Annotated in this window: 25 protein-coding genes; 16 read left to right on the top strand and 9 right to left on the bottom strand. The window is 71.2% G+C overall.

Annotated elements, in window-relative coordinates:
- The first annotated feature begins 22 nt into the window (after nucleotides 1–22).
- The gene (locus QOL88_RS15775) at nucleotides 23–358 is read left to right on the top strand and encodes a hypothetical protein (protein WP_097217038.1); all 336 of its coding nucleotides are present in this window, start codon (nucleotides 23–25) and stop codon (nucleotides 356–358) included.
- A gap of 86 nt (nucleotides 359–444) precedes the next feature.
- Here the strand turns inward: QOL88_RS15775 and QOL88_RS15770 are convergent, their stop codons facing one another.
- Nucleotides 445–1,359: an RNA polymerase sigma factor SigF gene (locus QOL88_RS15770; RefSeq protein ID WP_097223014.1), complete on the bottom strand. Its 915-nt coding sequence runs from the start codon at nucleotides 1,357–1,359 to the stop codon at nucleotides 445–447.
- 250 nt (nucleotides 1,360–1,609) lie between these two features.
- On the opposite strand from QOL88_RS15770, the gene QOL88_RS15765 reads away from it, so the two are divergent.
- From QOL88_RS15765 to QOL88_RS15750, 4 genes are all read left to right on the top strand, one after another.
- The gene (locus tag QOL88_RS15765; RefSeq protein WP_097217037.1) at nucleotides 1,610–1,987 is read left to right on the top strand and encodes an STAS domain-containing protein; all 378 of its coding nucleotides are present in this window, start codon (nucleotides 1,610–1,612) and stop codon (nucleotides 1,985–1,987) included.
- Between the two features lie 243 nt (nucleotides 1,988–2,230).
- On the top strand, nucleotides 2,231–2,785 hold the full coding sequence (locus QOL88_RS15760; protein WP_097217036.1) for an ATP-binding protein: 555 nt from the start codon (nucleotides 2,231–2,233) through the stop codon (nucleotides 2,783–2,785).
- 327 nt (nucleotides 2,786–3,112) lie between these two features.
- Entirely contained in the window at nucleotides 3,113–3,814 is a 702-nt protein-coding gene (locus QOL88_RS15755) for an LPXTG cell wall anchor domain-containing protein (protein ID WP_097217035.1), read from the top strand.
- A 501-nt stretch (nucleotides 3,815–4,315) separates the two neighbouring features.
- Nucleotides 4,316–5,305 carry a hypothetical protein gene (locus QOL88_RS15750; protein WP_097217034.1) on the top strand — a complete coding sequence of 330 codons (990 nt, stop codon included), beginning with the start codon at nucleotides 4,316–4,318 and terminating at the stop codon, nucleotides 5,303–5,305.
- A gap of 58 nt (nucleotides 5,306–5,363) precedes the next feature.
- On the opposite strand, the gene QOL88_RS15745 is transcribed toward QOL88_RS15750, so the two are convergent.
- Nucleotides 5,364–6,869, bottom strand: coding sequence for a peptide MFS transporter (locus tag QOL88_RS15745; RefSeq protein WP_097217033.1), 1,506 nt, complete (start codon nucleotides 6,867–6,869; stop codon nucleotides 5,364–5,366).
- A 515-nt stretch (nucleotides 6,870–7,384) separates the two neighbouring features.
- On the opposite strand from QOL88_RS15745, the gene QOL88_RS15740 reads away from it, so the two are divergent.
- Nucleotides 7,385–8,062 (top strand): response regulator transcription factor, encoded by a 678-nt coding sequence (locus QOL88_RS15740; protein ID WP_097217032.1) that lies wholly within the window; start codon nucleotides 7,385–7,387, stop codon nucleotides 8,060–8,062.
- 28 nt (nucleotides 8,063–8,090) lie between these two features.
- On the top strand, nucleotides 8,091–9,365 hold the full coding sequence (locus tag QOL88_RS15735) for a sensor histidine kinase (RefSeq protein WP_097217031.1): 1,275 nt from the start codon (nucleotides 8,091–8,093) through the stop codon (nucleotides 9,363–9,365).
- A gap of 34 nt (nucleotides 9,366–9,399) precedes the next feature.
- Here QOL88_RS15735 and QOL88_RS15730 read toward each other — a convergent pair whose 3' ends face one another.
- Nucleotides 9,400–9,906 carry a GtrA family protein gene (locus QOL88_RS15730; RefSeq protein WP_097217030.1) on the bottom strand — a complete coding sequence of 169 codons (507 nt, stop codon included), beginning with the start codon at nucleotides 9,904–9,906 and terminating at the stop codon, nucleotides 9,400–9,402.
- 163 nt (nucleotides 9,907–10,069) lie between these two features.
- Between QOL88_RS15730 and QOL88_RS15725 the strand changes: the two genes are divergently transcribed.
- The 3 genes from QOL88_RS15725 to QOL88_RS15715 are packed head-to-tail and all read left to right on the top strand — an operon-like array spanning nucleotide 10,070 to nucleotide 12,926.
- Nucleotides 10,070–11,209, top strand: a complete 1,140-nt coding sequence (locus QOL88_RS15725) for a 5-(carboxyamino)imidazole ribonucleotide synthase (protein ID WP_097217029.1) — start codon at nucleotides 10,070–10,072, stop codon at nucleotides 11,207–11,209.
- Nucleotides 11,206–11,733, top strand: coding sequence for a 5-(carboxyamino)imidazole ribonucleotide mutase (gene purE, locus QOL88_RS15720; RefSeq protein ID WP_078885255.1), 528 nt, complete (start codon nucleotides 11,206–11,208; stop codon nucleotides 11,731–11,733). The genes QOL88_RS15725 and purE overlap by 4 nt, the downstream gene beginning before the upstream one ends.
- A 5-nt stretch (nucleotides 11,734–11,738) precedes the next feature.
- Nucleotides 11,739–12,926, top strand: a complete 1,188-nt coding sequence (locus tag QOL88_RS15715) for a dipeptidase (protein ID WP_097217028.1) — start codon at nucleotides 11,739–11,741, stop codon at nucleotides 12,924–12,926.
- Here QOL88_RS15715 and QOL88_RS15710 read toward each other — a convergent pair.
- Nucleotides 12,866–14,008, bottom strand: a complete 1,143-nt coding sequence (locus QOL88_RS15710; protein ID WP_097217027.1) for an alkene reductase — start codon at nucleotides 14,006–14,008, stop codon at nucleotides 12,866–12,868. The two genes, QOL88_RS15715 and QOL88_RS15710, sit on opposite strands and share 61 nt — an antisense overlap.
- Before the next feature lie 53 nt (nucleotides 14,009–14,061).
- On the opposite strand from QOL88_RS15710, the gene QOL88_RS15705 reads away from it, so the two are divergent.
- Nucleotides 14,062–14,421 carry a MerR family transcriptional regulator gene (locus QOL88_RS15705; protein ID WP_097217026.1) on the top strand — a complete coding sequence of 120 codons (360 nt, stop codon included), beginning with the start codon at nucleotides 14,062–14,064 and terminating at the stop codon, nucleotides 14,419–14,421.
- A 112-nt stretch (nucleotides 14,422–14,533) separates the two neighbouring features.
- Entirely contained in the window at nucleotides 14,534–15,670 is a 1,137-nt protein-coding gene (locus tag QOL88_RS15700; protein WP_097217025.1) for a dipeptidase, read from the top strand.
- Between the two features lie 213 nt (nucleotides 15,671–15,883).
- Here QOL88_RS15700 and QOL88_RS15695 read toward each other — a convergent pair whose 3' ends face one another.
- Together QOL88_RS15695 and QOL88_RS15690 are read right to left on the bottom strand one after the other, a co-directional pair.
- Nucleotides 15,884–16,276 (bottom strand): VOC family protein, encoded by a 393-nt coding sequence (locus QOL88_RS15695; protein ID WP_097217024.1) that lies wholly within the window; start codon nucleotides 16,274–16,276, stop codon nucleotides 15,884–15,886.
- Between the two features lie 14 nt (nucleotides 16,277–16,290).
- Entirely contained in the window at nucleotides 16,291–16,662 is a 372-nt protein-coding gene (locus QOL88_RS15690) for a VOC family protein (protein WP_097217023.1), read from the bottom strand.
- Between the two features lie 116 nt (nucleotides 16,663–16,778).
- On the opposite strand from QOL88_RS15690, the gene QOL88_RS15685 reads away from it, so the two are divergent.
- Nucleotides 16,779–17,285 (top strand): CGNR zinc finger domain-containing protein, encoded by a 507-nt coding sequence (locus QOL88_RS15685; protein WP_097217022.1) that lies wholly within the window; start codon nucleotides 16,779–16,781, stop codon nucleotides 17,283–17,285.
- A 159-nt stretch (nucleotides 17,286–17,444) separates the two neighbouring features.
- Here the strand turns inward: QOL88_RS15685 and QOL88_RS15680 are convergent, their stop codons facing one another.
- Entirely contained in the window at nucleotides 17,445–18,788 is a 1,344-nt protein-coding gene (locus QOL88_RS15680; protein ID WP_097217021.1) for a UDP-glucose dehydrogenase family protein, read from the bottom strand.
- Between the two features lie 188 nt (nucleotides 18,789–18,976).
- Between QOL88_RS15680 and QOL88_RS15675 the strand changes: the two genes are divergently transcribed.
- On the top strand, nucleotides 18,977–20,134 hold the full coding sequence (locus QOL88_RS15675) for an acyl-CoA dehydrogenase (protein ID WP_097217020.1): 1,158 nt from the start codon (nucleotides 18,977–18,979) through the stop codon (nucleotides 20,132–20,134).
- A 54-nt stretch (nucleotides 20,135–20,188) separates the two neighbouring features.
- On the opposite strand, the gene QOL88_RS15670 is transcribed toward QOL88_RS15675, so the two are convergent.
- On the bottom strand, nucleotides 20,189–21,394 hold the full coding sequence (locus tag QOL88_RS15670; protein ID WP_097217019.1) for a phospholipase D-like domain-containing protein: 1,206 nt from the start codon (nucleotides 21,392–21,394) through the stop codon (nucleotides 20,189–20,191).
- A 243-nt stretch (nucleotides 21,395–21,637) separates the two neighbouring features.
- Between QOL88_RS15670 and QOL88_RS15665 the strand changes: the two genes are divergently transcribed.
- Complete coding sequence (locus tag QOL88_RS15665; protein WP_097223013.1) at nucleotides 21,638–22,003, top strand: four-helix bundle copper-binding protein; 366 nt, start codon at nucleotides 21,638–21,640, stop codon at nucleotides 22,001–22,003.
- A gap of 89 nt (nucleotides 22,004–22,092) precedes the next feature.
- Here the strand turns inward: QOL88_RS15665 and QOL88_RS15660 are convergent, their stop codons facing one another.
- Entirely contained in the window at nucleotides 22,093–23,376 is a 1,284-nt protein-coding gene (locus tag QOL88_RS15660; protein ID WP_097217018.1) for an LCP family protein, read from the bottom strand.
- A gap of 92 nt (nucleotides 23,377–23,468) precedes the next feature.
- Between QOL88_RS15660 and QOL88_RS15655 the strand changes: the two genes are divergently transcribed.
- Complete coding sequence (locus tag QOL88_RS15655; protein ID WP_097217017.1) at nucleotides 23,469–24,053, top strand: acyl-CoA thioesterase; 585 nt, start codon at nucleotides 23,469–23,471, stop codon at nucleotides 24,051–24,053.
- The last annotated feature ends 5 nt before the right edge of the window (nucleotides 24,054–24,058 follow it).

Below are 24,058 nucleotides of genomic sequence, written 5' to 3'. Positions count from 1 at the left end.
CATCGGCGGAGGGCGGGGACCCATGGGGCGGGGACGGTTGGCGAAGCACTGGTCGGCACCACTCGTGGTGAACGTACTGCTCGGCATCCCGGGCGTGGTGCCGTTCTGGCTGCTCTGGTACCTCGCGGCGAACTGGCCGCTCGCCGAGGCCGGCTGGACGGTGCGGGAACCCACCGAGAACGACGGCATGGCCCTCTGGCTCGTGATCGTCGTCCCCGTCGTCACGCTCTACGGCCTGATCTGGTGGCTCGCCAACAGGCCGCTCCGGCGCCGGACGGCACTCGCCCCGCACACCTACTGGCTGCTGAGCCTGACGGCCCCGCTGCTGCCGACGGCGGTGCTGTTCCTCAACTCCTGAAGGACCGCCGCCGACCACCGGTGGCACGCGCCCGGGGGCGGGCCGTCAGGCCCGCCCCCGAGGGACACGTACACCAGGGTCGAGGATCACTCCTCGACGGTCAGCCCCTTGCGCAGCCGTACCAGCGTCCGCGAGAGCAGACGCGAGACGTGCATCTGCGAGATGCCGAGCTCCTCGCCGATCTCCGACTGGGTCATGCCCGCGACGAACCGCAGGGACAGGATCTTCCGGTCGCGCTGCGGGAGTTCCGCGATCAGCGGCTTCAACGACTCGACGTACTCGATGCCTTCGAGCCCGTGGTCCTCGTAGCCGATGCGGTCCGCGAGCGCGCCCTCGGAGTCGTCCTCCTCCGGCTGGGCGTCCAGCGAGGAGGCGGTGTAGGCGTTCGACGCCGCCATGCCCTCGACGACCTCGTCGTTGGAGATTCCGAGACGCTCCGCCAGCTCGGCCACCGTGGGGGCGCGGTCGAGCTTCTGGGACAGCTCGTCCCCGGCCTTGGCCAGGTCGAGCCGCAGCTCCTGGAGCCGGCGCGGAACGCGCACGGACCACGAGGTGTCACGGAAGAAGCGCTTGATCTCGCCGATGATGGTCGGCATCGCGAACGTGGGGAACTCCACACCGCGGGACAGCTCGAAGCGGTCGATCGCCTTGATCAGGCCAATGGTGCCGACCTGGATGATGTCCTCCATCGGCTCGCTGCGGGAGCGGAACCGGGAGGCGGCGAACTTGACCAGCGCGAGGTTCAGTTCGACGAGCGTGTTGCGGACGTACGAGTACTCGTGGGTGCCTTCCTCCAGCGTCTCCAGACGCCCGAAGAGGGTCTTGGACAGCGCCCGCGCGTCGACCGCGTCGACTTCCTCGTACGGGGGGATGTCCGGAAGTCCGGCGAGGAAGCCGTCCTGTGTGACGAGCATCTCGACCTGCTCGATGGGATCCAGATGTTCCGGAGGGGGTGTCGACGTCGCTTTGTGGGTAGGCGACCCGTCGAGCCGGGGTGACATGATGTCCTCCATCGTTCTCGGCATATGGCTGCCGGAGCCGTTCGGTGCACTGCGGTGTGCGGCGCCTCCAAAGCCGGCCGTGTCGGGTACGTGTCCTTACTAGGCCTACCCGCTTTCCTGAGCCCACCGCAAGTGCGTTCTGTGGGCATATGTCCGTTTGTGTGTAGTTGTTCGGGTGTCGGACCGTGCAGGGAAGGCGTAGTGTTCGAGGGCGTCAGCAACCACCTCGACGTCGGGAGAGAGAGACGGCATGGACCGCGGGACGGTCGGCAGCGCACAGTCTGGCCGGCTTCTGGTGGAGGTGCGAGAAGAGGGCTCAAGCGCAATCGTGACCCCGGCGGGTGAGTTGGATCACCACACCGCCGATTTGTTGCGTGAGCCACTCGAGGACTGCCTCGCCAAAGGATTCAAGCGCCTGGTCATCGATTGCGCACGCCTGGAGTTCTGTGACTCCACGGGACTCAACGTGCTCCTCGGGGCGCGGCTGAAGGCGGAGGCCGCCGGTGGCGGCGTCTCGCTCGCCGGCATGCAGCCGGTGGTGGCGCGCGTGTTCGAGATCACGGGCGCGGATGCGGTCTTCAGCGTCCACGACTCGCTCGAGGCGGCCCTGGCCGACGAGTCGGGCTGACCGGCGGTGCGTCGGCGCGCGGTGCCTCGGCCATCCCTCTGTGACCGGCGTCCCAGCCCCGTCACGTCATTCGTGTCGAATACATGGGTGTTCAGTCGGCGCGCCAGGGCAGGAGACATCCTGAACCTGTCGGTCGCCAGGGTGGCGGGGGCGCCGCGAAACCGACGTGCCGCGCACTGTGGGACCGACTGTGTAGTGAAGTTTTTGAATCGTGAACTGGTGAATCGGTGAGGTGAAGCGCTGATGAGCACCACCCGGCCTTACCCGCCGGGCGACCGCGGGCCGGAGCCCAGCGGCGCTTCCGGGGCGTCCGAGGGTGGCGTAGCGGCGGCCGGTGCGGCCGGCGAGGGCGTGGACGCGCCGTCCGGAGCCGCAGCGCCGCCGGGCGGTCGGCAGGTGCGGCGGCTGAGCTTCGAGGACGAGAGCGGCGTGGTTCCGCTGGCCCGCGACTTCACCCGTCAGGCGTTGTACGCGTGGGGCTGGCTGCCCGCCGCCTCCGCCGACCAGCGGGCCGCCGCCGAGGACGTGCTGCTGGTCGTCTCCGAGCTGGTCACCAACGCCTGCCTGCATGCCGAGGGGCCGGACCAGTTGCGGATCACCTGCGACAACAAGGTGATCCGTGTGGAAGTCGCCGACCGGGGCACCGGTCAGCCCGCACCCCGCACCCCGCACCGCGCGGGGCGCCCGGGCGGTCACGGCATGTTCATCGTCCAGCGCCTGTGCCTGGACTGGGGCGTCGTCCGTACGCCGGGGGTCTCCGGCAAGACGGTCTGGGCGGAACTGGGCGCACCCGCCTGATCGCGGAGAGTGCGCGTCCGGTCCCGGCGCGCAACCGACCGGCCTCGCCGTGCGCCTGTCCGCTCATGGGCATTCCTGTCCGATCTCGGGCGTACGTGCTGATCTCGGGCGTACGTGCTGACTTCGGCTCCGGCGGGCGCCCTGGGGTGCGTCCGAACGGGTGACCCCGTGCACCGGATCCTCGCCGCACATCCCCTCATACGTCACTCACACCGCGCCGGATCCCCACGGATCCGGCGCGCACTGCGTCTTCCTTCCTCGCGGCCCCGGGCGTACCTTGACGGCCCGATCTGATACGTCGTCAGGAACAGGAAGGGGAGCGGCATCGTGTCGTACCGGAAACGAACCGCCGCACTCGCGTCCGCCGCGGCCCTGGCCGGCTCGGCGGTGTGGATGGCCGCCCCCGTCGCCCGGGCCGAGGTCGTCGACGTCAACTACCAGTGCAAGACGCCGATCGGCGACAAAAGTGCCGTCTCGCCCATCGATATCAAGGGCGTCAAGAGCGGCAGCGGCTACCGGATCACGATGTCCTGGCAGAAGGGCGTCTCCTCCAGCCCGGTCGAACTGGGCAAGGGCGCGATGACGCCGAGCGCCACCATCGCCCTGGGCGGCGCCGACAGCGGCACCCTGGCGGTGTCCGGCCCCGCCAACGACGCCGCGATCCCCGCCAACACGCCCATCAAGATCAGCGATCTGAGCGGCACGTACACGCCGAAGAAGAGCGGCGAAGTCACCTTCACGGCCGGTGTGCTGACCATCAAGGCGCTCGGCACGACGACCACGTGCACCCCGACGAACGACCCGGGCCCGTCCCTCACGCTGGACGTCAGCGCCGGGAGCGGGGGCGGCGCCGGCGGTTCCGCCCAGGGCGGCGGCTCCGGCGCGGACACCGGTGCCGGACTTCCGCAGACCGGGCCCGAGGACTCGGCCGTCGCCCTAGGCACCCTCGGCGGCACGGTCCTGCTCGCCGGCGCGGCGGGTGCCCTGTGGCTGACGCGGCGTCATCAGGGGGCTGGGGCGGGCCGTTGACCGCCTGGCGCCTCTCCTGGCGGATGCGCCGCTGAGCGCAGGACGCGCGCGGTCGGTCTGACCGCGCCCGCCCGCACGCCGCAGGTCTGGCCGTACGCCCGCACGACAGCACTGCACGCCGCTGGTCTGGTGGTACGCCAGCTCCGCAGCACTGCACGCCGTCGTCTGACCGTCAGCCCGCAAAGCAGCACCGCACGACGGCCGGAGCCGCCGGTGCGACCGCACACGCGCACCGCACCACCGCACGACGGCCGGAGCCGCCGGTGCGGCGCACACGCGCACCCCACCACCGCACGACCGCTGCCGCCGGTCCGGCGCACACGCACACCGCTCCGCAGCACCGCAGCCACCGGACCTGCCGCACACGCACACCGCACCGCAGCACCGCTGCCACCGGACCTGCCGCACACGCACACCGCTCCGCACCGCACCGCACGCCGCAGCACCGCCCCCGCCCAGGTCCGGCCGCCTGCCCGCACCGCACGACCGCTGGAGCCGCCGATGCCGTTCGTCGTCCGTCTTCCGTATGTGTCCCTGCCGGTTCTGCTCGCGCTGCTGCTGGTCCTGGCGGGAGCCGGGTCCGTCGGGGCGGCGGACCGGCCCGCCGTCGAGCTGTCCAAGTCCCAGGCGGGGACGGGCGGTTCGATCACCGTCAGCGGCAGCGGCTGGCGGCCCCGTGCCCTGCTGACGCTGCTCGTGTGCGGGCAGGCCGAGCCGAAGCGGGGGGTGACCGGCGGCACCGACTCCTGCGCCAACTCCGACGGCCGGGCCGTCACGACCGGCGCCGACGGGCGCTTCCGCCGCGAACTGCCCGTGGTGGAGCCGCCCGTGCCGTGCCCCTGCGTGGTCCACGTGGCCACGGTGGCCGGACGCGGGGCCGAGGCCGACGCGGCCCTCCAGGTCGCCGGGCACGCCGTCGAGCCGCTGCCCGCGGAAGCGGCCGGCGGCCGGCTGTCCCTGCTCGCGGACACCCGGCTGCGGGGCTCCGGCGGTGTACTGACCTGGTTCGGCTCCCCGCCCGCCCGGACCCTCGTGGTCACCGTGGGCAACGTCGGCACGTCCCCCGTGAAGAACCCGGTCTTCCAGGTCGGCACCTCGCACGGCGTGTTCGCCCCGCAGTGGCAGGACCAGCGATGGCGCGGCACGATCCGCCCGGGCGGCAGGGCCCGCATCGAGCTGCCCGTGGAACTCGGGGCCGGGGCGCACGGCGACTACACCGTGTCGCTGAAGTACGGCGGCAAGGTGCTCGCCGAGCACCCCTGGGGCGTGGGACGGCCCTGGGGCGTCACCCTGTTCTGGGGCCTCGTCCTGCTGGTCGTGCCGGTGACGCTGTTCCGCGCGGGCCTGGCCGTGATCGACCACCTGCGGCCGCGCCGCCCCGGCCACGCGGCCCGCCCGCCTCGCCGGGTGTGGCCGCCCGTGGCCCGCCGGGCCTCCGCCGAGCCCTGGTTCGCCCCGGACGCGGACCCTCCGCGCTCGACCGGGACATGAGGAAGGGCCGCCGCACCCGGGGTGCGACGGCCCTTCTCGAGGAGTCAGGCGGCGGTGATCAGCGGACGTCGCCCATCATGGCCTTGACCTTCCTGCGGTACATGTACACCGCGAAGCCGGCGACCACGGCGAGCGCCGCCTCCAGCGCCACGAAGCCCGTCTTGTCGAGGTTGACCCCGCCGACGGCCGGGTTGGACAGCAGCGCGGTGACGGAGTCGCCCGCGGTGACCGCGAGGAACCAGACGCCCATCATCTGCGAGGCGTACTTCGCCGGAGCCATCTTCGTCGTCACGGACAGACCCACCGGGGACAGCGTCAGCTCACCGACGGTCTGCACGAAGTAGATCGCGACCAGCCACATCGCCGCGGCCTTGTGACCGCCCTCGGCGACCGCCAGCGGGGCGAGGAAGAGGAAGAAGGACGCACCCACCAGCACCAGACCGGAGGCGAACTTCACGATGGTGCTGGGCTCCTTGCCGCGCCGGTTCAGCCACAGCCACAGCCAGGCGAAGACGGGCGCCAGCGCCATGATCAGGACCGGGTTGACCGACTGGTACCAGGAGACCGGGAACTCCCAGCCGAAGATCGTGTTGTCGGCGCTCTTCTCGGCGAACAGCGACAGGGTCGAGCCGCCCTGGTCGTAGATCATCCAGAACACGGCGGCGGCGACGAAGAACCAGATGTACGCCGAGACCTTGGAGCGCTCGCCGGAGTCCAGGTCCTTGTCGCGCATGATGCGGGAGATGACCAGGATCGGCACGATCAGGCCGAGGAGCGTGAGCGGGATCAGCGCCCAGTTCAGGGTGAAGTGGCCCGTGCCGCCGACGAGGCCGTAGAAGACCACCGCGATGGCCAGCCAGATCAGGCCCTTGCGCAGGGTGGAGGCCTTCTCGGCGGGCGTCAGCGGGGTCGGGACCACGCTGCTCTTCGCGTCCAGGTGGCGGCTGCCGAGCAGGAACTGGACGAGGCCCAGCGCCATGCCGAGCGCGGCCAGGGCGAAGCCCAGGTGCCAGTCGACGTTCTCACCGACGGTGCCGATGACCAGAGGCGCGATGAAGGCGCCGAGGTTGATGCCGATGTAGAAGACCGTGAAGCCACCGTCGCGGCGCGGGTCCTCGGGGCCGTCGTAGAGGTGGCCGACCATCGTGGAGATGTTGGCCTTCAGCAGACCGGAACCGATGGCGACCAGGCCCAGGCCGACGTAGAAGCTCGCGGCGGCGGGCAGCGCGAGGCACAGGTGGCCGAGCATGATGACCACGCCCGCGACGGCGACCGTCTTGCGGGGGCCGAGCACACGGTCGGCGAACCAGCCGCCGGGCAGGGTGAGCAGGTACACCAGCGACAGGTACACGGCGTAGATCGCCGTCGCCGTGCCCGCCGGCAGATGCAGGCCACCCGGGGCCACCAGGTACAGCGGGAGCAGGGCCCTCATGCCGTAGTAGGAGAATCGCTCCCACATCTCGGTCATGAACAGAGTGGCCAGTCCGCGGGGGTGGCCGAAGAAGGTCTTCTCGGAACCGGGGGTGCCCGGTCGGGCCGAGTCCTTCGTCAGGCTGGACGCCATGGTCGTTCCTTGCTGCTCGGGACGCGCCCCGCGGCAGCGGTGGTGCGCCCGGTGGGGGCTGCCGGCACCGGTGGGTACGGCCGTCCGCCCGACGCCTACGGGGGTCCGCTCCGGGTCACGGAGCAGTGGGCGGTCGCCACCGGGATCCACGCCTCTACGCGCGTCGCCGCACTACGAGGCCCGGCCACAGGTCGTTTCACGTTGGGGGCCGGCGGGAACCGGCCCGCACACAAAAGAGACCCTCAGGGCAAACGGCCTCCGAAGGTCGCCGTGGTGTTACAGGCGTTGAATCACCATACGGCAGGACACCGCCGCATATGGAAGGGCTTGAGACACGGATCACAGGTGACGACGGAACCGTGCGCTCGGTTTCCAAGGTCCTTACCAGGATCGCACCCCACAGGCAGAGGTTCGTGCACCTACCTCCGGTGCGTAAGAACCGGGTATGCCAGCGGTAAGAATCAAGGATTCCGGTCACACCCCAGCTCAGGGCGTCGCAGGTCTACCATCACCTCATGACCCGTGTACTGCTCGCCGAGGACGATGCGTCCATCTCGGAGCCGCTGGCCCGCGCTCTGCGCCGGGAGGGCTACGAGGTCGAGGTCCGCGAGGACGGACCCACCGCTCTCGACGCCGGACTGCAGGGCGGAGTCGACCTGGTCGTGCTCGACCTCGGTCTGCCCGGCATGGACGGCCTGGAGGTGGCCCGCCGCCTGCGGGGCGAAGGCCACGCCATCCCGATCCTCATCCTGACCGCGCGCGCCGACGAGGTGGACACCGTCGTCGGGCTCGACGCGGGCGCCGACGACTACGTCACCAAGCCGTTCCGGCTCGCCGAACTGCTCGCGCGCGTGCGGGCCCTGCTCCGGCGCGGCGCCTCCGAGACGCAGCAGCCGCCCGCCACGCACGGCGTGCGCATCGACGTCGAGTCGCACCGCGCCTGGATGGGCGAGGAGGAGCTCCAGCTCACCGCCAAGGAGTTCGACCTGCTGCGGGTGCTGGTGCGCGACGCGGGCCGGGTCGTCACCCGCGACCAGCTGATGCGGGAGGTCTGGGACACGACGTGGTGGTCGTCGACCAAGACCCTCGACATGCACATCTCCTGGCTGCGCAAGAAGCTCGGCGACGACGCGGCCAACCCCCGCTACATCGCCACCGTGCGCGGTGTGGGTTTCCGTTTCGAGAAGAGCTGAGCCGCGAGGCGGGCTCGGGTAACAGGACATGCGTCGCCGACTGATCCAGTCCACGCTCGCCGTGGTGCTCGTCGTGATCGCCGTCTTCGGCGTCTCCCTCGTCATCGTCGAGACCCGGACGATCAGCAACAGTGCCCAGGAACGGGTGGAGTCCGAGGCCGTACGGCTCGCCAGCATCGTCGACAGCCGGCTCTTCGGGGCGCAGCAGGTCGACGCGGAGGTGCTGCGCGACCAGGTCACGCAGAACCGCTACTACGCGGTGATCCGCATCCCCGGGGAGTCGCCCATCGAGGTGGGCACGAAGCCCGCCGGGGACGTCATCAGCGCGACCGCGCCCGGCGAGGAGGGCGAGACCGTCACCGTCCAGGAGCCGCGCTCCTCGGTGACCCGTGAGGTCGGCCGGACCCTGCTGATCATCGCGCTGGTCGCGCTGCTGGCGGTGGTGGCCGCGGTCCTGCTTGCCGTCCGCCAGGCGAACCGGCTGGCGTCGCCGCTGACCGACCTCGCGGAGACGGCCGAGCGGCTCGGCTCGGGCGATCCACGGCCCCGGCACAAGCGGTACGGGGTGCCCGAGCTGGACCGGGTGGCGGACGTGCTGGACGGCTCCGCCGAGCGCATCGCCCGCATGCTGACCGCCGAACGCCGACTGGCCGCGGACGCCTCCCACCAGCTGCGCACGCCGCTGACGGCGCTGTCGATGCGGCTGGAGGAGATCACCCTCACCGACGACCCGGACACGGTGAAGGAGGAGGCGACGATCGCGCTGACGCAGGTCGAGCGGCTCACGGACGTCGTGGAGCGGCTGCTGACGAACTCCCGCGATCCGCGCACCGGCTCCGCCGTCTCCTTCGACCTCGACGAGGTCATCCAGCAGCAGCTCGCGGAGTGGCGCCCGGCGTACCGCAGCGCGGGCCGGGCGATCGTCAGCTCCGGCAAACGGCATCTGCGCGCGGTGGGCACGCCCGGCGCGGTCGCGCAGGTCCTGGCCGCGCTGATCGAGAACTCCCTCATGCACGGCGGCGGCACGGTGGCCCTGCGCACCCGCGTCACCGGCAACCAGGCGGTCATCGAGGTCACGGACGAGGGCCCCGGCATCCCCGCCGACCTCGGCGCCCGGATCTTCGAGCGGGCGATCAGCGGCCGCAACTCCACGGGCATCGGCCTGGCCGTGGCCCGCGACCTGGCGGAGGCCGACGGCGGCCGCCTGGAAATGCTCCAGACCAAGCCCCCGATCTTCGGCCTGTTCCTGTCCCGCACCCCCCTGCACAAGCCCGATGAGGACGAGGAACCGACGGTCCGCTAGGTGTATCGCCCCGGAGCGGCCCCGGCCCGGAGGGCTACGGCACCTGCTGCTTCGTCTTCGGGGGGACGGTCTGCCCGTTCCGGAGGACGGTGGCCGGGGGAGCCGGCGTCTCGTGGGCGGGGAGCGCCTGGAAGACCCAGGAGCGGTAGGACCAGAAGCGGAACAGGGTCGCGATGCCGATGCCGAGGAACTTGAAGACGTTGTTCTGCAGCGGGGTGTTCCAGCCGAAGCCGTACGTGGCCGCGTACAGCACGCCGTTCTCGATGACCAGGCCGATCGCGCTGAACAGCAGGAAGAGAGTCATCTCACGCGTGCGGCGGCTCTTGTCCCGGTCGCGGTACGTGAAGTAGCGGAAGCCGACGTAGTTGAAGACGATCGCGACGACGGTCGCGATCACGCTCGCGCGCACCACCTGGAGGTCGGTGGTGTGCCGCACCAGGTTGAAGACGGCGAGGTTGACCAGCACCCCGGCACCGCCCACCGCACCGAACTTGGCGACTTCGCGGACGATCCGTCGGAGCCGAGATGCACCATGTCCCATGGTCGTGCAGGCCCCCGTCCGGTCGTCGGCGTCAACCCAGCCATGCTAACCACCCTCCCGCGCGATCTTCCTGCGGATGCCGGTGGAGCGCCGGAGATGGTCCGGGCGGCCCCGGGGAGGGACGGGAAACCGGCCACCCTGGCGCGGCCGATACCCTGAGGGAGTGACGTTCCCCGTAGTCGGCATGGTCGGCGGTGGCCAGCTCGCTCGTATGACACACGAGGCGGGCATCCCGCTGGGCATCAGGTTCAAGCTCCTCAGTGACACCCCGCAGGACTCCGCTGCGCAGGTCGTGAGCGATGTCGTCGTCGGCGACTATCGCGACCTCGACACGCTGCGCGAGTTCGCCCGGGGGTGCGATGTGATCACCTTCGATCACGAACACGTACCCACCGAGCACCTCCGGGCCCTGGAGGCGGACGGCATCCCCGTGCGCCCCGGCCCCGACGCGCTCGTGCACGCCCAGGACAAGGGGGTGATGCGCGCGAAGCTCGACGCGATCGGCGTCCCCTGCCCCAGACACAGGATCGTCTCCGATCCGCAGGACGTGGCCGCCTTCGCGGCGGAGGGCGACGGATTCCCGGTCGTCCTCAAGACCGTCCGCGGCGGCTACGACGGCAAGGGCGTATGGGTCGTCGACTCCGTCGAGGAGGCCGCCGACCCGTTCAAGGCCGGTGTCCCCGTGCTCGCCGAGGAGAAGGTCGACTTCCTGCGCGAGCTCGCCGCCAACGTGGTCCGCTCCCCGCACGGCCAGGCCGTGGCCTACCCGGTCGTGGAGTCCCGCCAGGTCAACGGCGTCTGCGACACGGTCGTCGCCCCGGCGCCCGACCTCGACGAGGCCCTCGCCCTGGAGGCCTCCGAGATGGCGCTGAACATCGCCAAGGAGCTCGGCGTCGTCGGCCACCTCGCGGTCGAGCTGTTCCAGACCCGCGACGGTCGCATCCTCGTCAACGAGCTCGCGATGCGCCCGCACAACTCCGGCCACTGGTCGATGGACGGCGCCGTCACCAGCCAGTTCGCCAACCACGTCCGTGCGGTCCTGGACCTGCCCCTCGGCGACCCGCGCCCGCGCGCCGCGTGGACGGTCATGGTCAACGTCCTCGGCGGCGACTACCCCGACATGTACTCCGCGTACCTGCACTGCATGGCCCGCGACCCCCAGCTCAAGATCCACATGTACGGCAAGGACGTGAAGCCCGGCCGCAAGGTCGGTCACGTCAACACCTACGGCGACGACCTCGACGACGTGCTGGAGCGCGCCCGTCACGCAGCCGGCTACCTGAGAGGCACCATCACCGAATGAGCCCTGTTGTTGGCATCGTCATGGGGTCGGACTCCGACTGGCCCGTCATGGAGGCCGCCGCCAAGGCCCTCGACGAGTTCGAGATCGCCTACGAGGTCGACGTCGTCTCCGCGCACCGCATGCCGCGCGAGATGGTCGCCTACGGCGAGCAGGCCGACGGCCGCGGGCTCAAGGTGATCATCGCCGGGGCGGGCGGCGCCGCCCACCTGCCCGGCATGCTCGCCTCCGTGACCCCGCTGCCCGTCATCGGCGTGCCCGTGCCGCTGAAGTACCTCGACGGCATGGACAGCCTCCTGTCCATCGTGCAGATGCCGGCCGGTGTCCCCGTCGCCACGGTCTCCGTCGCCGGTGCCCGCAACGCCGGTCTGCTGGCGGCCCGCATCCTCGCCGCGCACGACGAGGAACTGCGCGGCCGGATGCGCGACTTCCAGCAGGAGCTGAACGACCAGGCCACCGAGAAGGGCAAGCGCCTGCGCTCCAAGGTCGAGGGCTCGGGCGGATTCGGCTTCGGCGCGGGGAAGTGACGACGATGACCTCCCAGGAGGCAGCCCGGGAGCTCCTGCGCGAGTTCCCGGTCGTCGACGGCCACAACGACCTGCCCTGGGCGCTGCGCGAGCAGGTCCGCTACGACCTCGACGCCCGCGACATCGCCGCCGACCAGAGCGCCCATCTGCACACCGACATCCCCCGGCTGCGCGCGGGCGGGGTCGGCGCCCAGTACTGGTCGGTGTACGTCCGCACGGACTCGCCCGACCCGGTCGCCGCCACGCTCGAACAGATCGACTGTGTACGGCAGTTGCTGACCCGCCACCCCGAGGACCTGCGCCCCGCGCTCACCGCCGCCGACATGGAGGCCGCGCGCGGGGAGGGGCGTGTCGCCTCCCTCATGGGAGCGGAGGGCGGCCACTCCATCGCCAACTCCCTGGGCACCCTGCGCGGCCTGTACGGCCTCGGTGTGCGGTACATGACCCTCACCCACAACGACAACGTGGACTGGGCGGACTCCGCGACCGACGAGCCGAAAGCCGGTGGTCTGACCGCGTTCGGCCGTGAGGTCGTCCGGGAGATGAACCGGCTCGGCATGCTCGTCGACCTCTCCCACGTGGCGGCGACGACCATGCGGGACGCGCTCGACGCGAGCTCCGCCCCGGTGATCTTCTCCCACTCCTCCGCCCGGGCCGTGTGCGACCACCCGCGCAATGTCCCCGACGACGTCCTGGAGCGGCTGCCCGCCAACGGCGGCATGGCGATGGTGACGTTCGTGCCGAAGTTCGTGCTCCAGGCGGCCGTGGACTGGACGGCCGCGGCCGACGAGAACATGCGCGCCCACGGCTTCCACCACCTCGACACCACCGCGGAGGCCATGAAGGTCCACCGCGCCTTCGAGGAGCGGCACCCGCGGCCGGTCGCGACGGTGTCGACGGTCGCCGACCACCTGGACCACATGCGCGAGGCGGCCGGCATCGACCACCTCGGCATCGGCGGCGACTACGACGGCACGGCCTTCACGCCCGACGGCCTCGCCGACGTCTCCGGCTACCCGAACCTCCTCGCCGAACTGCTCGACCGCGGCTGGTCCAAGGCCGATCTGGCCAAGCTGACCTGGAAGAACGCGGTCCGGGTGCTGGACGCGGCGGAGGACGTGGCCCGGGGGCTTCAGGCGACGCGGTCGCCGTCCAACGCCACGATCGAGTCGCTGGACGCGTCCGCCGGCTGATCGTCGAGGGCGGGGTAGTCGGTGTAGCCGGTCGCCCCGCCCACGTACATGAAGTACCGGTCGCGCATCGCGTTGAGCGGCGCCCCGAGCCGCAGCCGCGCCACCAGGTCGGGGTTGGCGAGGAAGGGCCGGCCGAGCGCGATCAGGTCGGCACCGGCGGCCAGCAGCGCCTCGGACGCCCGGCGCACCTCCCGCGTGGTGAACTCGCTCAGCACCGGGTTGCCGATGAGCAGGCCCGGCCAGGCGGCGCGCACCGAACGGAACACCTCCGTGTCGGGGTCGGAGCGCACCAGGTGCAGATACGCGAGCCCCAGCCCGCCCAGCCGCTCGGCGAGCGCCGGGTAGAGCTCCTCCGTCTCGCCCTCCGCGATGCCGTTGACCGTGTTGCCGGGGGAGACCCGCAGCCCCGTCCGCCCGGCCCCGATCTCGGCGGCCACGGCCTCGGTCACCTCGGCCGTGAACCGGATCCGGGCGGCGACGGAACCGCCGTAGCCGTCGGTGCGGAGATTGGTGTTGCGGGCCAGGAACTGGTGCAGCAGATGGCCGTTGGCGGAGTGCACCTCGACGCCCTCGAACCCGGCGTCGATCGCGTTCCGGGCGGCCTTCGCGAAGTCGGCGACGGTGCTGCGGATGTCCTCGGTGGTCATCTCCAGGGGGACGACGGCCGGCAGGCGCCCCTGCGGCGTGTGGATCGTCTCGGGCAGGGGGACGGGCGAGGGCGCCAGCGGCGTGAGCCCGCTGGTCGCGGGGTGGCCGACCCGGCCGCCGTGCTGGAGCTGGAGGAACATCCGCCCGCCCGCGTCCCGTACGGCGTCCGTGACCTGCCGCCAGCCGGCCACGTGGGCCGGACTGTGGATGGCGGCGATGTCGGGGTACGTCTGACCGACCGCGTTCGGTGTCGAGGCCTCGGCGATGATCAGGCCGGCCGAGGCGCGCTGGGCGTAGTACTCGGCCATGAGCGGGGTCGGGGTGCCGTCGGCCTCGGCCCGGTTGCGGGTCAGCGGTGCCATCACCAGACGGCTGGGCAGGTCCAGCCCGGGCAGACGAGCCGGTTCGAAGAGTGCTGTCGTGTGCTGCGTCATACCCGTACGCTAGAACCTGACACCAATGTCACAATCAAGTCCGGGGGTGGCACATGCGGATCGGTGAACTGGCCCGGCGAACCAACGTCAGCGAGCGGTCGCTGCGCTACTACGAGAAGCAGGGCATGCTGTCCGCCGAGCGGACCCCCGGCGGGCACCGGGAGTACCCGGAGGCTGCCGTGGACCGGGTCATCCGGATCCAGGAGCTGTTCGCGGCGGGACTGTGCAGCGAGAAGATCGTCCAGCTGCTGCCCTGCATGCGGGACACCGACGGCGGCCCCTCCGTCGTCGCCACGCCGAAGCTGGTCGCCGACCTCACCGCCGAGCGCGCCCGCATCGACCGGATGATCGCCGACCTGGTCCGCTCCCGGGACACCCTGGACGAGGTGATCGACGCGGCCCGGCTGTCCTGAGGGCACCCGCCCGCCAGGCCCGCGCCGTACTCCGAACGCCCCGCCCACCAGGAACCACTCCCCGCTCCGTGCGACGGTGACCGTACCTCACGAACGACCGTACGGAGCCGCCATGGCAGACCTCCAGGACGACCTGCGCACCACCGCCGCGGCCGCCGGCGAGCTCGACGAACTGGCCGAGCCGTACCCCGACGAGGGCATCGTCACGGCGGAGTCCTACGAGCCCGTCTCCGACCCGGACGACGCGCCCATGACCCGGGCCCGCGCCATCCTGGCCGCGCACCCCGTCGCCGACGGCTACAACGGACTGCCCTGGGCGCTCAAGCGCCTGTCCTGGTACGACCTGGAGGACGGCGAGAGCACCGTCGACACGGACGTGCCCCGGCTGCGCAGCGGCCATGTGGGCGCGCTGTTCTGGTCGTTGCACCTGCCCGAGGGCCTGGACGGCGACCGGGCCGTCGGCGCCACCCTGGAGCAGCTGGACCTGGCGAAGACCGTCGTCCGGACCTGTGAGGAGGGGCTGCGGCCGGCCTGCACGGCCGGGCAGGTCGCGGACGCCCGCAACTGCGGCCGCGTCGCCGTGCTCCTCGGCCCCGCCGGCGCCCCGTCCCTGGGCGACTCGCTCGGCATCCTGCGCCAGCTGCACCTGCTCGGCCTGCGCGTCCTCACGCTGACCGGCGTGTCCTGGGCGAGCGAGGCGGGCCTGACCCGGTTCGGCGAGGAGGTGGTACGCGAGATGAACCGCCTCGGTGTGATCGCGGACCTCTCCGGCGCCTCCGCCCAGACCCTGCGCCGCGTCCTGAGCCTGTCCCGGGCGCCCGTGCTGTGCAGCCGCTCCGCGGCCCGGAGCCTGCGCCCCCACCCGGCCAACCTCCCCGACGACCTCCTGGCGGAGCTCGGCGCGGCCAAGGGGCTGTGCCTGGTGCCGCTGACCGCCGAGCAGACCGGCCCGACCGTCCGCGATGTCGCCGACCACCTCGACCACGTCCGCGCCGTGGCCGGAGCGCACTGCGTCGGACTGTCCGGCACGTATGACTCCGGAGCCGCGCACCCGCAGGAGCTCGGCGACACCTCCTGCTATCCGCGGCTGATCGCCGAGCTGCTGAGGCGCGGCTGGGAGGAGGCGGACGTGGCGCTGCTGACCTGGGGCAACGTCCAGCGTGTCCTGCGCGGCGCCGACTTCACGGCCCGCGCCGTCCAGCAGCGCCGCGAGCCGTCCACGGCGACGATCTCGGAGCTGGACGGGTAGCGACCCGCCGTCGGCCGGGCCTGCCGCCGGACGGGCCAACCTCGGTCGTCGGTCGGTCCGCGTACCGCGCGCCCGTTCCGGCATCCGCGTCACATCCGACACCAGCGCCACACCCTCCCCGGCGGGGCGGCGACCCACGTCGTCCGCCGTCAAACGGGCCTGCCGCCGGAGAGGGCCCGTCAGGTCGATCGTGCCCGAGCCGATCGCCCCGGGTCAGTCGTGCTCGATCCGGCACAGGCAGAACGGGTGCCCCACCGGATCGGCGTAGACGCGGAAGTCCTTCTTCTCGTCGTCCTCCTTGTCCAGCACCCGAGCGCCCAGCGCCAGTACCCGCTCCTCCGCCGCGTCGATCTCGTCCCAGGTCGACCCGGCGTCGAAGTCGAGGTGGAACTGCTGGGCGTTGCGGTCGGCCCGCGGCCACTCCGGCGCCGTGTAGCCGGGGGAGCGCTGGAAGGCGAGCCGGGGCCCGTCGGGAAGACGCAGCACCACCCAGTCGGGGTCGCCGTCCTCCGGTGTGCCGCCGCCGACCCGGGCGTAGAAGCGGGCCAGCTCGCGGGGTTCGGGGCAGTCGACGACCACGGAACGGAAACGTGCCACGGCGGACATGGGGCCTCCCGGTGTCAGCAGGCGCAGAGGCAGAACGGGTGCCCGGCCGGGTCGGCGTAAACCCGGAAGGTCCGCTCCCGGTCCTCCGCGTCCAGCGGCTTCGCGCCGAGCGCCAGCACTCCCTTCTCGGCCGCGTCCAGGTCGTCCACCACCAGGTCGAGGTGGAACTGCTGCGCCCCGTCGGGAGACGGCCACTGCGGCGGTACGTACCCGGGCGAGGCCTGGAAGGCCAGTGGTGTGCCGCCCGGCACCTTGAGGTCGACCCACTCGTCCTGCCCGTCGGTCTCCACCGTCGGCGTGCCGCCGAGCACCTCGGCGTAGAAACCGGCCAGTGCGCGCGGGTCGGGACAGTCCAGGACGACGACACCCAGCTTGGCGAGAGCCATGACTTCCTCCTCGAAGTCGCCGTTACCCGCAGAGGCGGGCAACCAGTAACCGTTACCGCATACTCCCGCATTGGCGGTAACCTCGCAAGGGGAATCGCGAGAGGTACGGTCCAGCCATGACGGAGAGATCACCCGCGCCCGGCGGCCTGACCCTGGTCGAGGCCCTGGTGAACACGCTGGACATCGAGTCCGGCGCCGACGCGCTGGACACACCCGAGGTCCGGGAGCGCCTCGGCATCACCGCGGAGGAGACGGACCGGGCCCGCACCCTGCGCGAATCCCTGCGCGCGACCCTGCTCGCCCACGCCGGCCACCCGCCGCACCGCGAGGTCACCCCGCTCGGCGTGCTCCTGGCCGAGGCCCCGCTCCTCGTCACCGTCGACGCGGCGGACGGCTCGGCCGCCCTGACCCCCGCCGACGACCGCTCCCTGCACGCGCGCGTGGCCGCCGCCGTCGCCGAGGCCCTGGTCGCCGGCACCTGGGCCCGCCTCAAGGCCTGCGCGGCCGCCGACTGCCACTGGGCCTACTACGACCGCAGCCCGGCCGGCCGCGGCCGCTGGTGCTCCATGCAGGTCTGCGGGGCCCGCGCGAAGATGCGCCGCTACCGGGCCAAGGAGGTGTAGGGGCTTCCGGCGGATCTCCGCGGCGGCGCGCCCCCCGGAGCTCCCTCAGAAGGCCGTTGGCCGCCCCGCCGCACGGCCCGGTGGTGCAGAATGCACGAAGACGCCGGTTCGGCCGACTGAGCCTCGGCCGAACCGGCGTCGCCTGTGTGACGCGCCCGCTCAGGCCCTGGGACGCCCCATCGCCCGGTACGTCCAGCCGGCCTTGCGCCAGAGCTCCGGGTCCAGGGCGTTGCGGCCGTCCAGGATGACCCGCGCCGCCGCGACCTCGCCGAGGGCCTCGGCGTCCAGCTCGCGGAACTCCCGCCACTCCGTCAGATGCAGCACGATGTCGGCCCCGCGCACGGCGTCCAGCGCCGAGTCGGCGTAGCCGAGCGTCGGGAACACACCGCGGGCGTTGTCCATACCCTTCGGGTCGTAGACCGTGACCTGGCCGCCCTGGAGGTGGATCTGCCCGGCCACGTTCAGCGCGGGCGAGTCCCGCACGTCGTCGGAGTCGGGCTTGAAGGTCGCACCCAGCACCGCCACCCGCTTGCCCAGGAACGGCCCACCGCCCAGCGCCTGCCGGGCCAGCTCCACCATCTGCCCGCGCTGGCGCATGTTGATCGAGTCGATCTCCCGCAGGAACGTCAGCGCCTGGTCCGCGCCCAGCTCACCGGCGCGCGCCATGAACGCCCGGATGTCCTTCGGCAGACACCCGCCGCCGAAACCGATCCCGGCCCGGAGGAACTTCCTTCCGATCCGGTCGTCGTAGCCGATGGCCTCGGCCAGCTTGGCGACGTCACCGCCCGCGGCCTCGCACACCTCCGCCATCGCGTTGATGAACGAGATCTTCGTGGCGAGGAAGGAGTTGGCGGAGGTCTTCACCAGCTCCGAGGTCGGGAAGTCGGTCACCACGAACGGCGAGCCCTCGGCGATCGGCGTCGCGTACACCTGCCGCAGCAGCTTCTCGGCCCGCTCGCTGCGCACGCCCACCACGAGACGGTCGGGGTGCAGCGTGTCGTCGACGGCGAACCCCTCACGCAGGAACTCCGGGTTCCACGCCAGTTCGGCGTCCTGTCCGGCGGGCGCGTGCGCGGCCAGGTAGGCCGCGAGGCGGTCCGCGGAGCCGACCGGCACGGTCGACTTGCCGACGACCAGCGCCGGACCGTGCAGATGCGGCGCGAGCGAGGCGATCGCGGCGTCGACGTAACTCATGTCGCAGGCGTACTCGCCGTGTCGCTGCGGGGTGTTCACGCAGACGAAGTGCACATCGCCGAACGCGCCGATCTCCGCCCAGTCCTGGGTGAAGCGCAACCGTCCGCTGGACCCCTCGATGCCGGCCACGTGCTTGCGCAGCAGCTCATCCAGCCCCGGCTCGTACATCGGGGCCTCGGCGCGCTCCAGCTTCTCGATCTTCTCGCGCACCACGTCGAGGGCGAGCACCTCGAAGCCCAGCTCGGCCATGGCCGCCGCATGTGTCGCGCCGAGATAACCGGTGCCGATCACGGTGATCTTCAGGGCCATGGGTACTCCAGGGGTCTACGGCATGCGGTGCGCGCCCGAGCATAGCCGGGGCATGGCGGCGCGCTTCACCGGGCAACTTCTCCGCTGTCGCCTAGCTCACGTATCACTCGCGTGGGCGACCCCATAAACTTTTGATTACTTAACGGTAGTTAGCGTCAGCATCGCAGTGTTTTGGAGCGTGAGAGACCTTGGCCGGATCGGCTGACTTCGACCTGTACCGCCCGTCCGAGGAGCACGACATGCTCCGTGACGCCGTCCGTTCCCTGGCCGAGGCGAAGATCGCGCCGCACGCCGCCGCGGTGGACGAGGAGGCCCGCTTCCCGCGCGAGGCCCTCCAGGCCCTGGTCGCGAACGACCTGCACGCCGTGCACGTACCCGAGGAGTACGGCGGCTCCGGCGCGGACGCGCTGGCCACCGTCATAGTGATCGAGGAGGTCGCCCGGGTCTGCGCCTCCTCCTCCCTCATCCCTGCCGTGAACAAGCTGGGCTCCCTGCCGGTGATCCTCTCCGGCTCCGAGGACCTCAAGAAGCGGTACATGACCCCGCTCGCCAAGGGCGAGGGCATGTTCTCCTACTGCCTCTCCGAGCCGGACGCCGGCTCCGACGCCGCCGGCATGAAGACCAAGGCCGTCCGCGACGGCGACCACTGGATCCTCAACGGCGTGAAGCGCTGGATCACCAACGCCGGCGAGTCCGAGTACTACACGGTGATGGCCGTCACCGACCCCACCAAGCGCTCCAAGGGCATCTCCGCCTTCGTCGTCGAGAAGTCCGACGAGGGCGTCTCCTTCGGTGCCCCCGAGAAGAAGCTCGGCATCAAGGGCTCCCCGACCCGTGAGGTCTACCTCGACAACGTCCGCATCCCCGCCGACCGCATGATCGGCGAGGAGGGCACCGGCTTCGCCACGGCGATGAAGACCCTCGACCACACCCGCATCACCATCGCCGCCCAGGCCCTCGGCATCGCCCAGGGCGCCCTCGACTACGCCAAGGGCTACGTCCAGGAGCGCAAGCAGTTCGGCAAGCCGATCGCCGACTTCCAGGGCATCCAGTTCATGCTCGCCGACATGGCCATGAAGATCTCGGCCGCCCGCGCCCTGACCTACCAGGCCGCCGCCGCCTCCCAGCGCCTCGACGCCGACCTCACCTACCTCGGTGCCGCCGCCAAGTGCTTCGCCTCGGACGTGGCGATGGAGGTCACCACCGACGCGGTCCAGCTCCTCGGCGGCTACGGCTACACGCGCGACTACCCGGTGGAGCGCATGATGCGCGACGCCAAGATCACCCAGATTTACGAGGGCACGAACCAGGTCCAGCGCATCGTCATGGCGCGCAACCTGCCGTGACCCGTCCCCGTGGACGCTCCTCGGCCCCCGGCTCGTGCTGGGGGCCGACGTGTCTCACAGGAAACGGCGGATCGGGGTCACCGCCGCCTCGGCCAGGCGCTCGGACAGCGGGCGGCGCTTCCAGAGGGCCGGGTCGATCGGGTCGCTGTGCTTGCGGTCGGCCTCGAAGTCGGCGTCGAGCCGCGCGGTGAAGTCCTCGTCGAGGACGGCCAGGACGACCTCCTCGTCGTGCTCCGTGGAGCGGCGGTTGAAGTTGGTGGAGCCGATGAGGGAGCAGACCCCGTCCACCGTGATGATCTTCGTGTGGAGCATGGTCGGCTGGTACTCCCGCACGTCCACACCGGCGTCGACGAGCGTCTGGTAGTACTGCCGCCCGGCCAGCAGGCACGCCCGCTGGTCGGTGTGCGGGCCGGGCAGCAGGATCTCGACCTGGACCCCGCGGCGGGCCGCCGCGGCCAGCAGGTCGATGAAGTAGGAGTCGGGGGCGAAGTAGGCCGTCGCCAGCCGCAGGCGTTCCTGCGCCGAGGTGATCAGGACCCGCAGGACCGTCTGCATGTCCTGCCAGCCGAAGGCGGCCGAGCCCCGCACGACCTGGACCGTGGCCCGGCCCGGCTGCTCCTGGGCGGTGAAGCGGTCGTGGTCGTCGTAGAGGTCGTCGTGGCACTCGGCCCAGTTCTGGGCGAAGGCCGCGGCGATGCCGTCCACGGCGGGGCCGCGGACCTGGACGTGGGTGTCGCGCCACTCGTCCGGGTTCCGCGCGTCGCCGCACCACTCCTCCGCGATGCCCACGCCACCGGTGAAGGCGGTGTGCTCGTCGGTGACCAGCACCTTGCGGTGGCAGCGGTGGTTCTGCCGCATCGGCGACAGGCGCGTGGGTCTGCGGAACCAGGCCACGTGGACGCCGGCCTCGTCCATGGCGTCCAGCAGGTCCCGCTCTATCTCCTTCGCCCCGAAGCCGTCCAGCAGCAGCCGCACCCGGACACCCGCGCGGGCCCGCTCGGCCAGGGCCGCGGCGAACTCGTGGGCGACCTCGCCGCGCCAGTACACGAACGTCATCATGTCGACGGTGTGCTCCGCGGCCCGGATGGCCGCCAGCATCGCCGGGAAGATCTCGTCGCCGTTGCGCAACGGCACCAGCTCGTTGCCCTCGGTCGCCGCGATGCCGAGCAGCCGCTCCAGCCGTCTGCGCAGCCGCTGTTTCTGCTCCTCGGGACCTCTCGGCTCCGTAGTCCGTGTCTCGTCGTACGTCTGCTGTGTCATGTCCGGGTTTCCCCCCTGCACGTGTTTCTCGCTGCCCCGCCCTCGCGACGCCGGGCCCCCGGCGCGCCTGCACCCCGTTTTGCCGCTGCGGGCGGTTTCACGCAGCACCCGGTGCGTCGTGCCTCACAACCGGAAGAGCACCGCACACGGGCGGGTCCGCCCTGTGGTGCTCATGGGGCCACAGGCGTAGGACGAGAGGTGCGGGTGTCGATCCGCGGCTCCCGCCACCCCCTGGAGGACGTCATGACCCAGCAGCCCACCACCACCACCCCGCTGACCAAGGAGATGCAGGACTGCGTCCAGGCGTGCATGACCTGCCACAGCGTGTGCGAGGAGACCATGAGCTCCTGCCTGCAGATGGGCGGCCCGGCCCAGATGCAGATCATGCGCATGGTCATGGACTGCGCCGAGATGACGCGCATGTGCGCCGACATGATGATGCGCCGCTCGCCCCTCATGGCCGAGATGTGCGCGATGTGCGCCCGGGCCTGTGACATGTGCGCCGAGGCGTGTATGTCCATGCCGGACGACGCGCAGATGATGCGCTGCGCCGAGGCGTGTCGCCGCTGCGCCGAGATGTGCCGCTCGATGTCGGCCGCGTCGATGTGAGAACCGCCGCAGACAGCGGAAGGGGGGCACCCGGCCCGGGTGCCCCCCTTCCGCTGTCCGCCCGCCCGGTCGCCCGGGACGGTGTCCGCTCAGTTGCCCGAGACGGTGACCTGCTCGTCGTTCTTCAGCTGGTTCACCAGCGTCTTCACCTTCGCCGTGTCCCACTGGAGATTGCCATTGGCGGTGTTGCCCGCGATCGGCATGTTCATCGACTTCCCCTCGCCGCCGCTGACGCCCTTCATCGCCCAGAACATGGACGCCAGGTCGAACAGGCCCATGTCCTTGTCGACCACGAGGGTGTCCAGACCGGCGCTCATGGTCGGGTACAGCCTGAACGGGTTGAGGACCGTGCTCGGGGTGGCGACCTGGTTGGCCAGGGCCGACAGGAACTTCTGCTGGTTCTTCGTACGGTCCAGGTCGGAGCCGGCGAGCGCGTAGCGGGTGCGGACGAAGGCGAGGGCCTGCTCGCCGTTCAGCGTCTGCTTGCCCTTCTTGAGGTCCGCGCCGGACTTGGTGTCCTTGATGTCCTGCGGGATGTCCATCTCGACGCCGCCGACCGCGTCCACGATGTTCGCGAAGCCGGCGAAGCCGATCTCCACGTAGTGGTCGATGTGCAGACCCGTGTTGGCCTCCACCGTGCGCACCAGCAGCTCCGGGCCGTCCTCGGCGTAGGCCGCGTTCAGCTTCGTCTGGCGGCCGGTGTTCGGGTAGAGCTTGCCGGAGTCGGACCCCTTGAACGACGGGATCGTGACGTTCGAGTCACGCGGCAGCGAGATCAGCGTCGGGGCTCCGCCGCCGGTGTGCAGGATCATCATCGAGTCCGTGCGCTTGCCCTCGGCGGACCCGGTGTGCAGCTTCTTCTTCTCCTCGGCCGACATGCCCTTGCGGCTGTCGGAGCCGACGATCAGGTAGTTCGTGCCCTCGCCCGTCTCCGGACGGTCGATGACCTTCGACAGGTCGACGTCGCGGTTGAGCTTGGAGTCCGCCCAGAAGTACGTGCCGACGCTCGTGACGACCAGCAGTGTCACCAGGGTGATGGCCGTCACCTTGATCCGGCGGCGCCAGTTGGGGGCGGGGCGCGGCTCGTACATGCCGTCGCCCGGGCCGCCGGGGCCTCTGCCCCCGGGGGAGCCGTAGACCTGGCCGGTGTTGTAGCCGCTGTCGTAGCCGTCGCCGGGGCCGTGGCCGCCGCCGTCGACGTACGAGGGCTGCGGAGGTACTCCGCCGCCATATCCCGCCTGCCCGGGCGATGCCGCCGGACCGCGGCGGACCTGCCGCATGACGCGGGCGCTCTCGGGCTGTGCGCTCGAGCTGCCGCGTCCGTAGCGGCTGCCGCGGTTGTCGCCGGTGTATCCCTCGGGCCAGTCATTCATGCGCCCCAGTGTGCAGGTCTCCGTAGTGACCCATACAAGAGTCGTCGGAAAATCAGAGCACGGCTGTGGCGAAGCTGACACAAATCCCCCTCATGCCGCCTCGGCATAAGGTAGGGGCCATGACAGACCTGGCCCCAGCTGCGGATTCCGGCAGTACGGATATCCCGGGCAAGCCGACTTCGGCGTCCCGCACCACCCTCAGCCACATCATGACCCACAACGACACGAACCTTCTGGGGACCGTGCACGGTGGGGTGATCATGAAGCTGGTCGACGACGCGGCGGGGGCCGTGGCGGGGCGGCACTCCGGCGGGCCGGCGGTCACCGCGTCCATGGACGAGATGGCGTTCCTGGAGCCGGTCCGCGTCGGTGACCTGGTGCACGTCAAGGCCCAGGTCAACTGGACCGGCCGGACGTCCATGGAGGTCGGCGTCCGGGTCCTGGCCGAACGCTGGAACGAGTCCGCCCCGGCCACGCAGGTCGGCTCCGCCTACCTCGTCTTCGCCGCGGTCGACGCCGACGGCAAGCCCCGCCGGGTCCCGCCGGTCCTCCCGGAGACCGAGCGCGACAATCGCCGCTACCAGGAGGCCCAGATCCGCCGCACCCACCGCCTGGCCCGCCGCCGCGCGATCATGGACCTCCGCGAGAAGCGAGCGGCAGAGGGCTTCGAGGACTGACCGGC

The organism is Streptomyces sp. Ag82_O1-12 (genome assembly GCF_900182715.1).
Classification (GTDB): domain Bacteria; phylum Actinomycetota; class Actinomycetes; order Streptomycetales; family Streptomycetaceae; genus Streptomyces; species Streptomyces massasporeus.
Note: the sequence above shows the minus strand (reverse complement) of the source record. Positions and strands in the feature narration are given on the sequence as shown.

Excerpts from the sequence above, each read along its gene's own strand:
- QOL88_RS15695 (WP_097217024.1), bottom strand. The coding sequence starts at position 16,276 with ATGTCCGCCGTGGCACGTTTCCGTTCCGTGGTCGTCGACTGCCCCGAA.
- QOL88_RS15705 (WP_097217026.1), top strand. The coding sequence starts at position 14,062 with ATGCGGATCGGTGAACTGGCCCGGCGAACCAACGTCAGCGAGCGGTCG.
- QOL88_RS15655 (WP_097217017.1), top strand. The coding sequence starts at position 23,469 with ATGCCGCCTCGGCATAAGGTAGGGGCCATGACAGACCTGGCCCCAGCT.
- QOL88_RS15660 (WP_097217018.1), bottom strand. The coding sequence starts at position 23,376 with ATGAATGACTGGCCCGAGGGATACACCGGCGACAACCGCGGCAGCCGC.
- QOL88_RS15715 (WP_097217028.1), top strand. The coding sequence starts at position 11,739 with ATGACCTCCCAGGAGGCAGCCCGGGAGCTCCTGCGCGAGTTCCCGGTC.
- QOL88_RS15740 (WP_097217032.1), top strand. The coding sequence starts at position 7,385 with ATGACCCGTGTACTGCTCGCCGAGGACGATGCGTCCATCTCGGAGCCG.
- QOL88_RS15680 (WP_097217021.1), bottom strand. The coding sequence starts at position 18,788 with ATGGCCCTGAAGATCACCGTGATCGGCACCGGTTATCTCGGCGCGACA.
- QOL88_RS15700 (WP_097217025.1), top strand. The coding sequence starts at position 14,534 with ATGGCAGACCTCCAGGACGACCTGCGCACCACCGCCGCGGCCGCCGGC.
- QOL88_RS15710 (WP_097217027.1), bottom strand. The coding sequence starts at position 14,008 with ATGACGCAGCACACGACAGCACTCTTCGAACCGGCTCGTCTGCCCGGG.
- purE (WP_078885255.1), top strand. The coding sequence starts at position 11,206 with ATGAGCCCTGTTGTTGGCATCGTCATGGGGTCGGACTCCGACTGGCCC.
- QOL88_RS15665 (WP_097223013.1), top strand. The coding sequence starts at position 21,638 with ATGACCCAGCAGCCCACCACCACCACCCCGCTGACCAAGGAGATGCAG.
- QOL88_RS15745 (WP_097217033.1), bottom strand. The coding sequence starts at position 6,869 with ATGGCGTCCAGCCTGACGAAGGACTCGGCCCGACCGGGCACCCCCGGT.
- QOL88_RS15685 (WP_097217022.1), top strand. The coding sequence starts at position 16,779 with ATGACGGAGAGATCACCCGCGCCCGGCGGCCTGACCCTGGTCGAGGCC.
- QOL88_RS15770 (WP_097223014.1), bottom strand. The coding sequence starts at position 1,359 with ATGTCACCCCGGCTCGACGGGTCGCCTACCCACAAAGCGACGTCGACA.
- QOL88_RS15730 (WP_097217030.1), bottom strand. The coding sequence starts at position 9,906 with ATGGGACATGGTGCATCTCGGCTCCGACGGATCGTCCGCGAAGTCGCC.
- QOL88_RS15775 (WP_097217038.1), top strand. The coding sequence starts at position 23 with ATGGGGCGGGGACGGTTGGCGAAGCACTGGTCGGCACCACTCGTGGTG.
- QOL88_RS15750 (WP_097217034.1), top strand. The coding sequence starts at position 4,316 with ATGCCGTTCGTCGTCCGTCTTCCGTATGTGTCCCTGCCGGTTCTGCTC.
- QOL88_RS15735 (WP_097217031.1), top strand. The coding sequence starts at position 8,091 with ATGCGTCGCCGACTGATCCAGTCCACGCTCGCCGTGGTGCTCGTCGTG.
- QOL88_RS15690 (WP_097217023.1), bottom strand. The coding sequence starts at position 16,662 with ATGGCTCTCGCCAAGCTGGGTGTCGTCGTCCTGGACTGTCCCGACCCG.
- QOL88_RS15670 (WP_097217019.1), bottom strand. The coding sequence starts at position 21,394 with ATGACACAGCAGACGTACGACGAGACACGGACTACGGAGCCGAGAGGT.
- QOL88_RS15765 (WP_097217037.1), top strand. The coding sequence starts at position 1,610 with ATGGACCGCGGGACGGTCGGCAGCGCACAGTCTGGCCGGCTTCTGGTG.
- QOL88_RS15760 (WP_097217036.1), top strand. The coding sequence starts at position 2,231 with ATGAGCACCACCCGGCCTTACCCGCCGGGCGACCGCGGGCCGGAGCCC.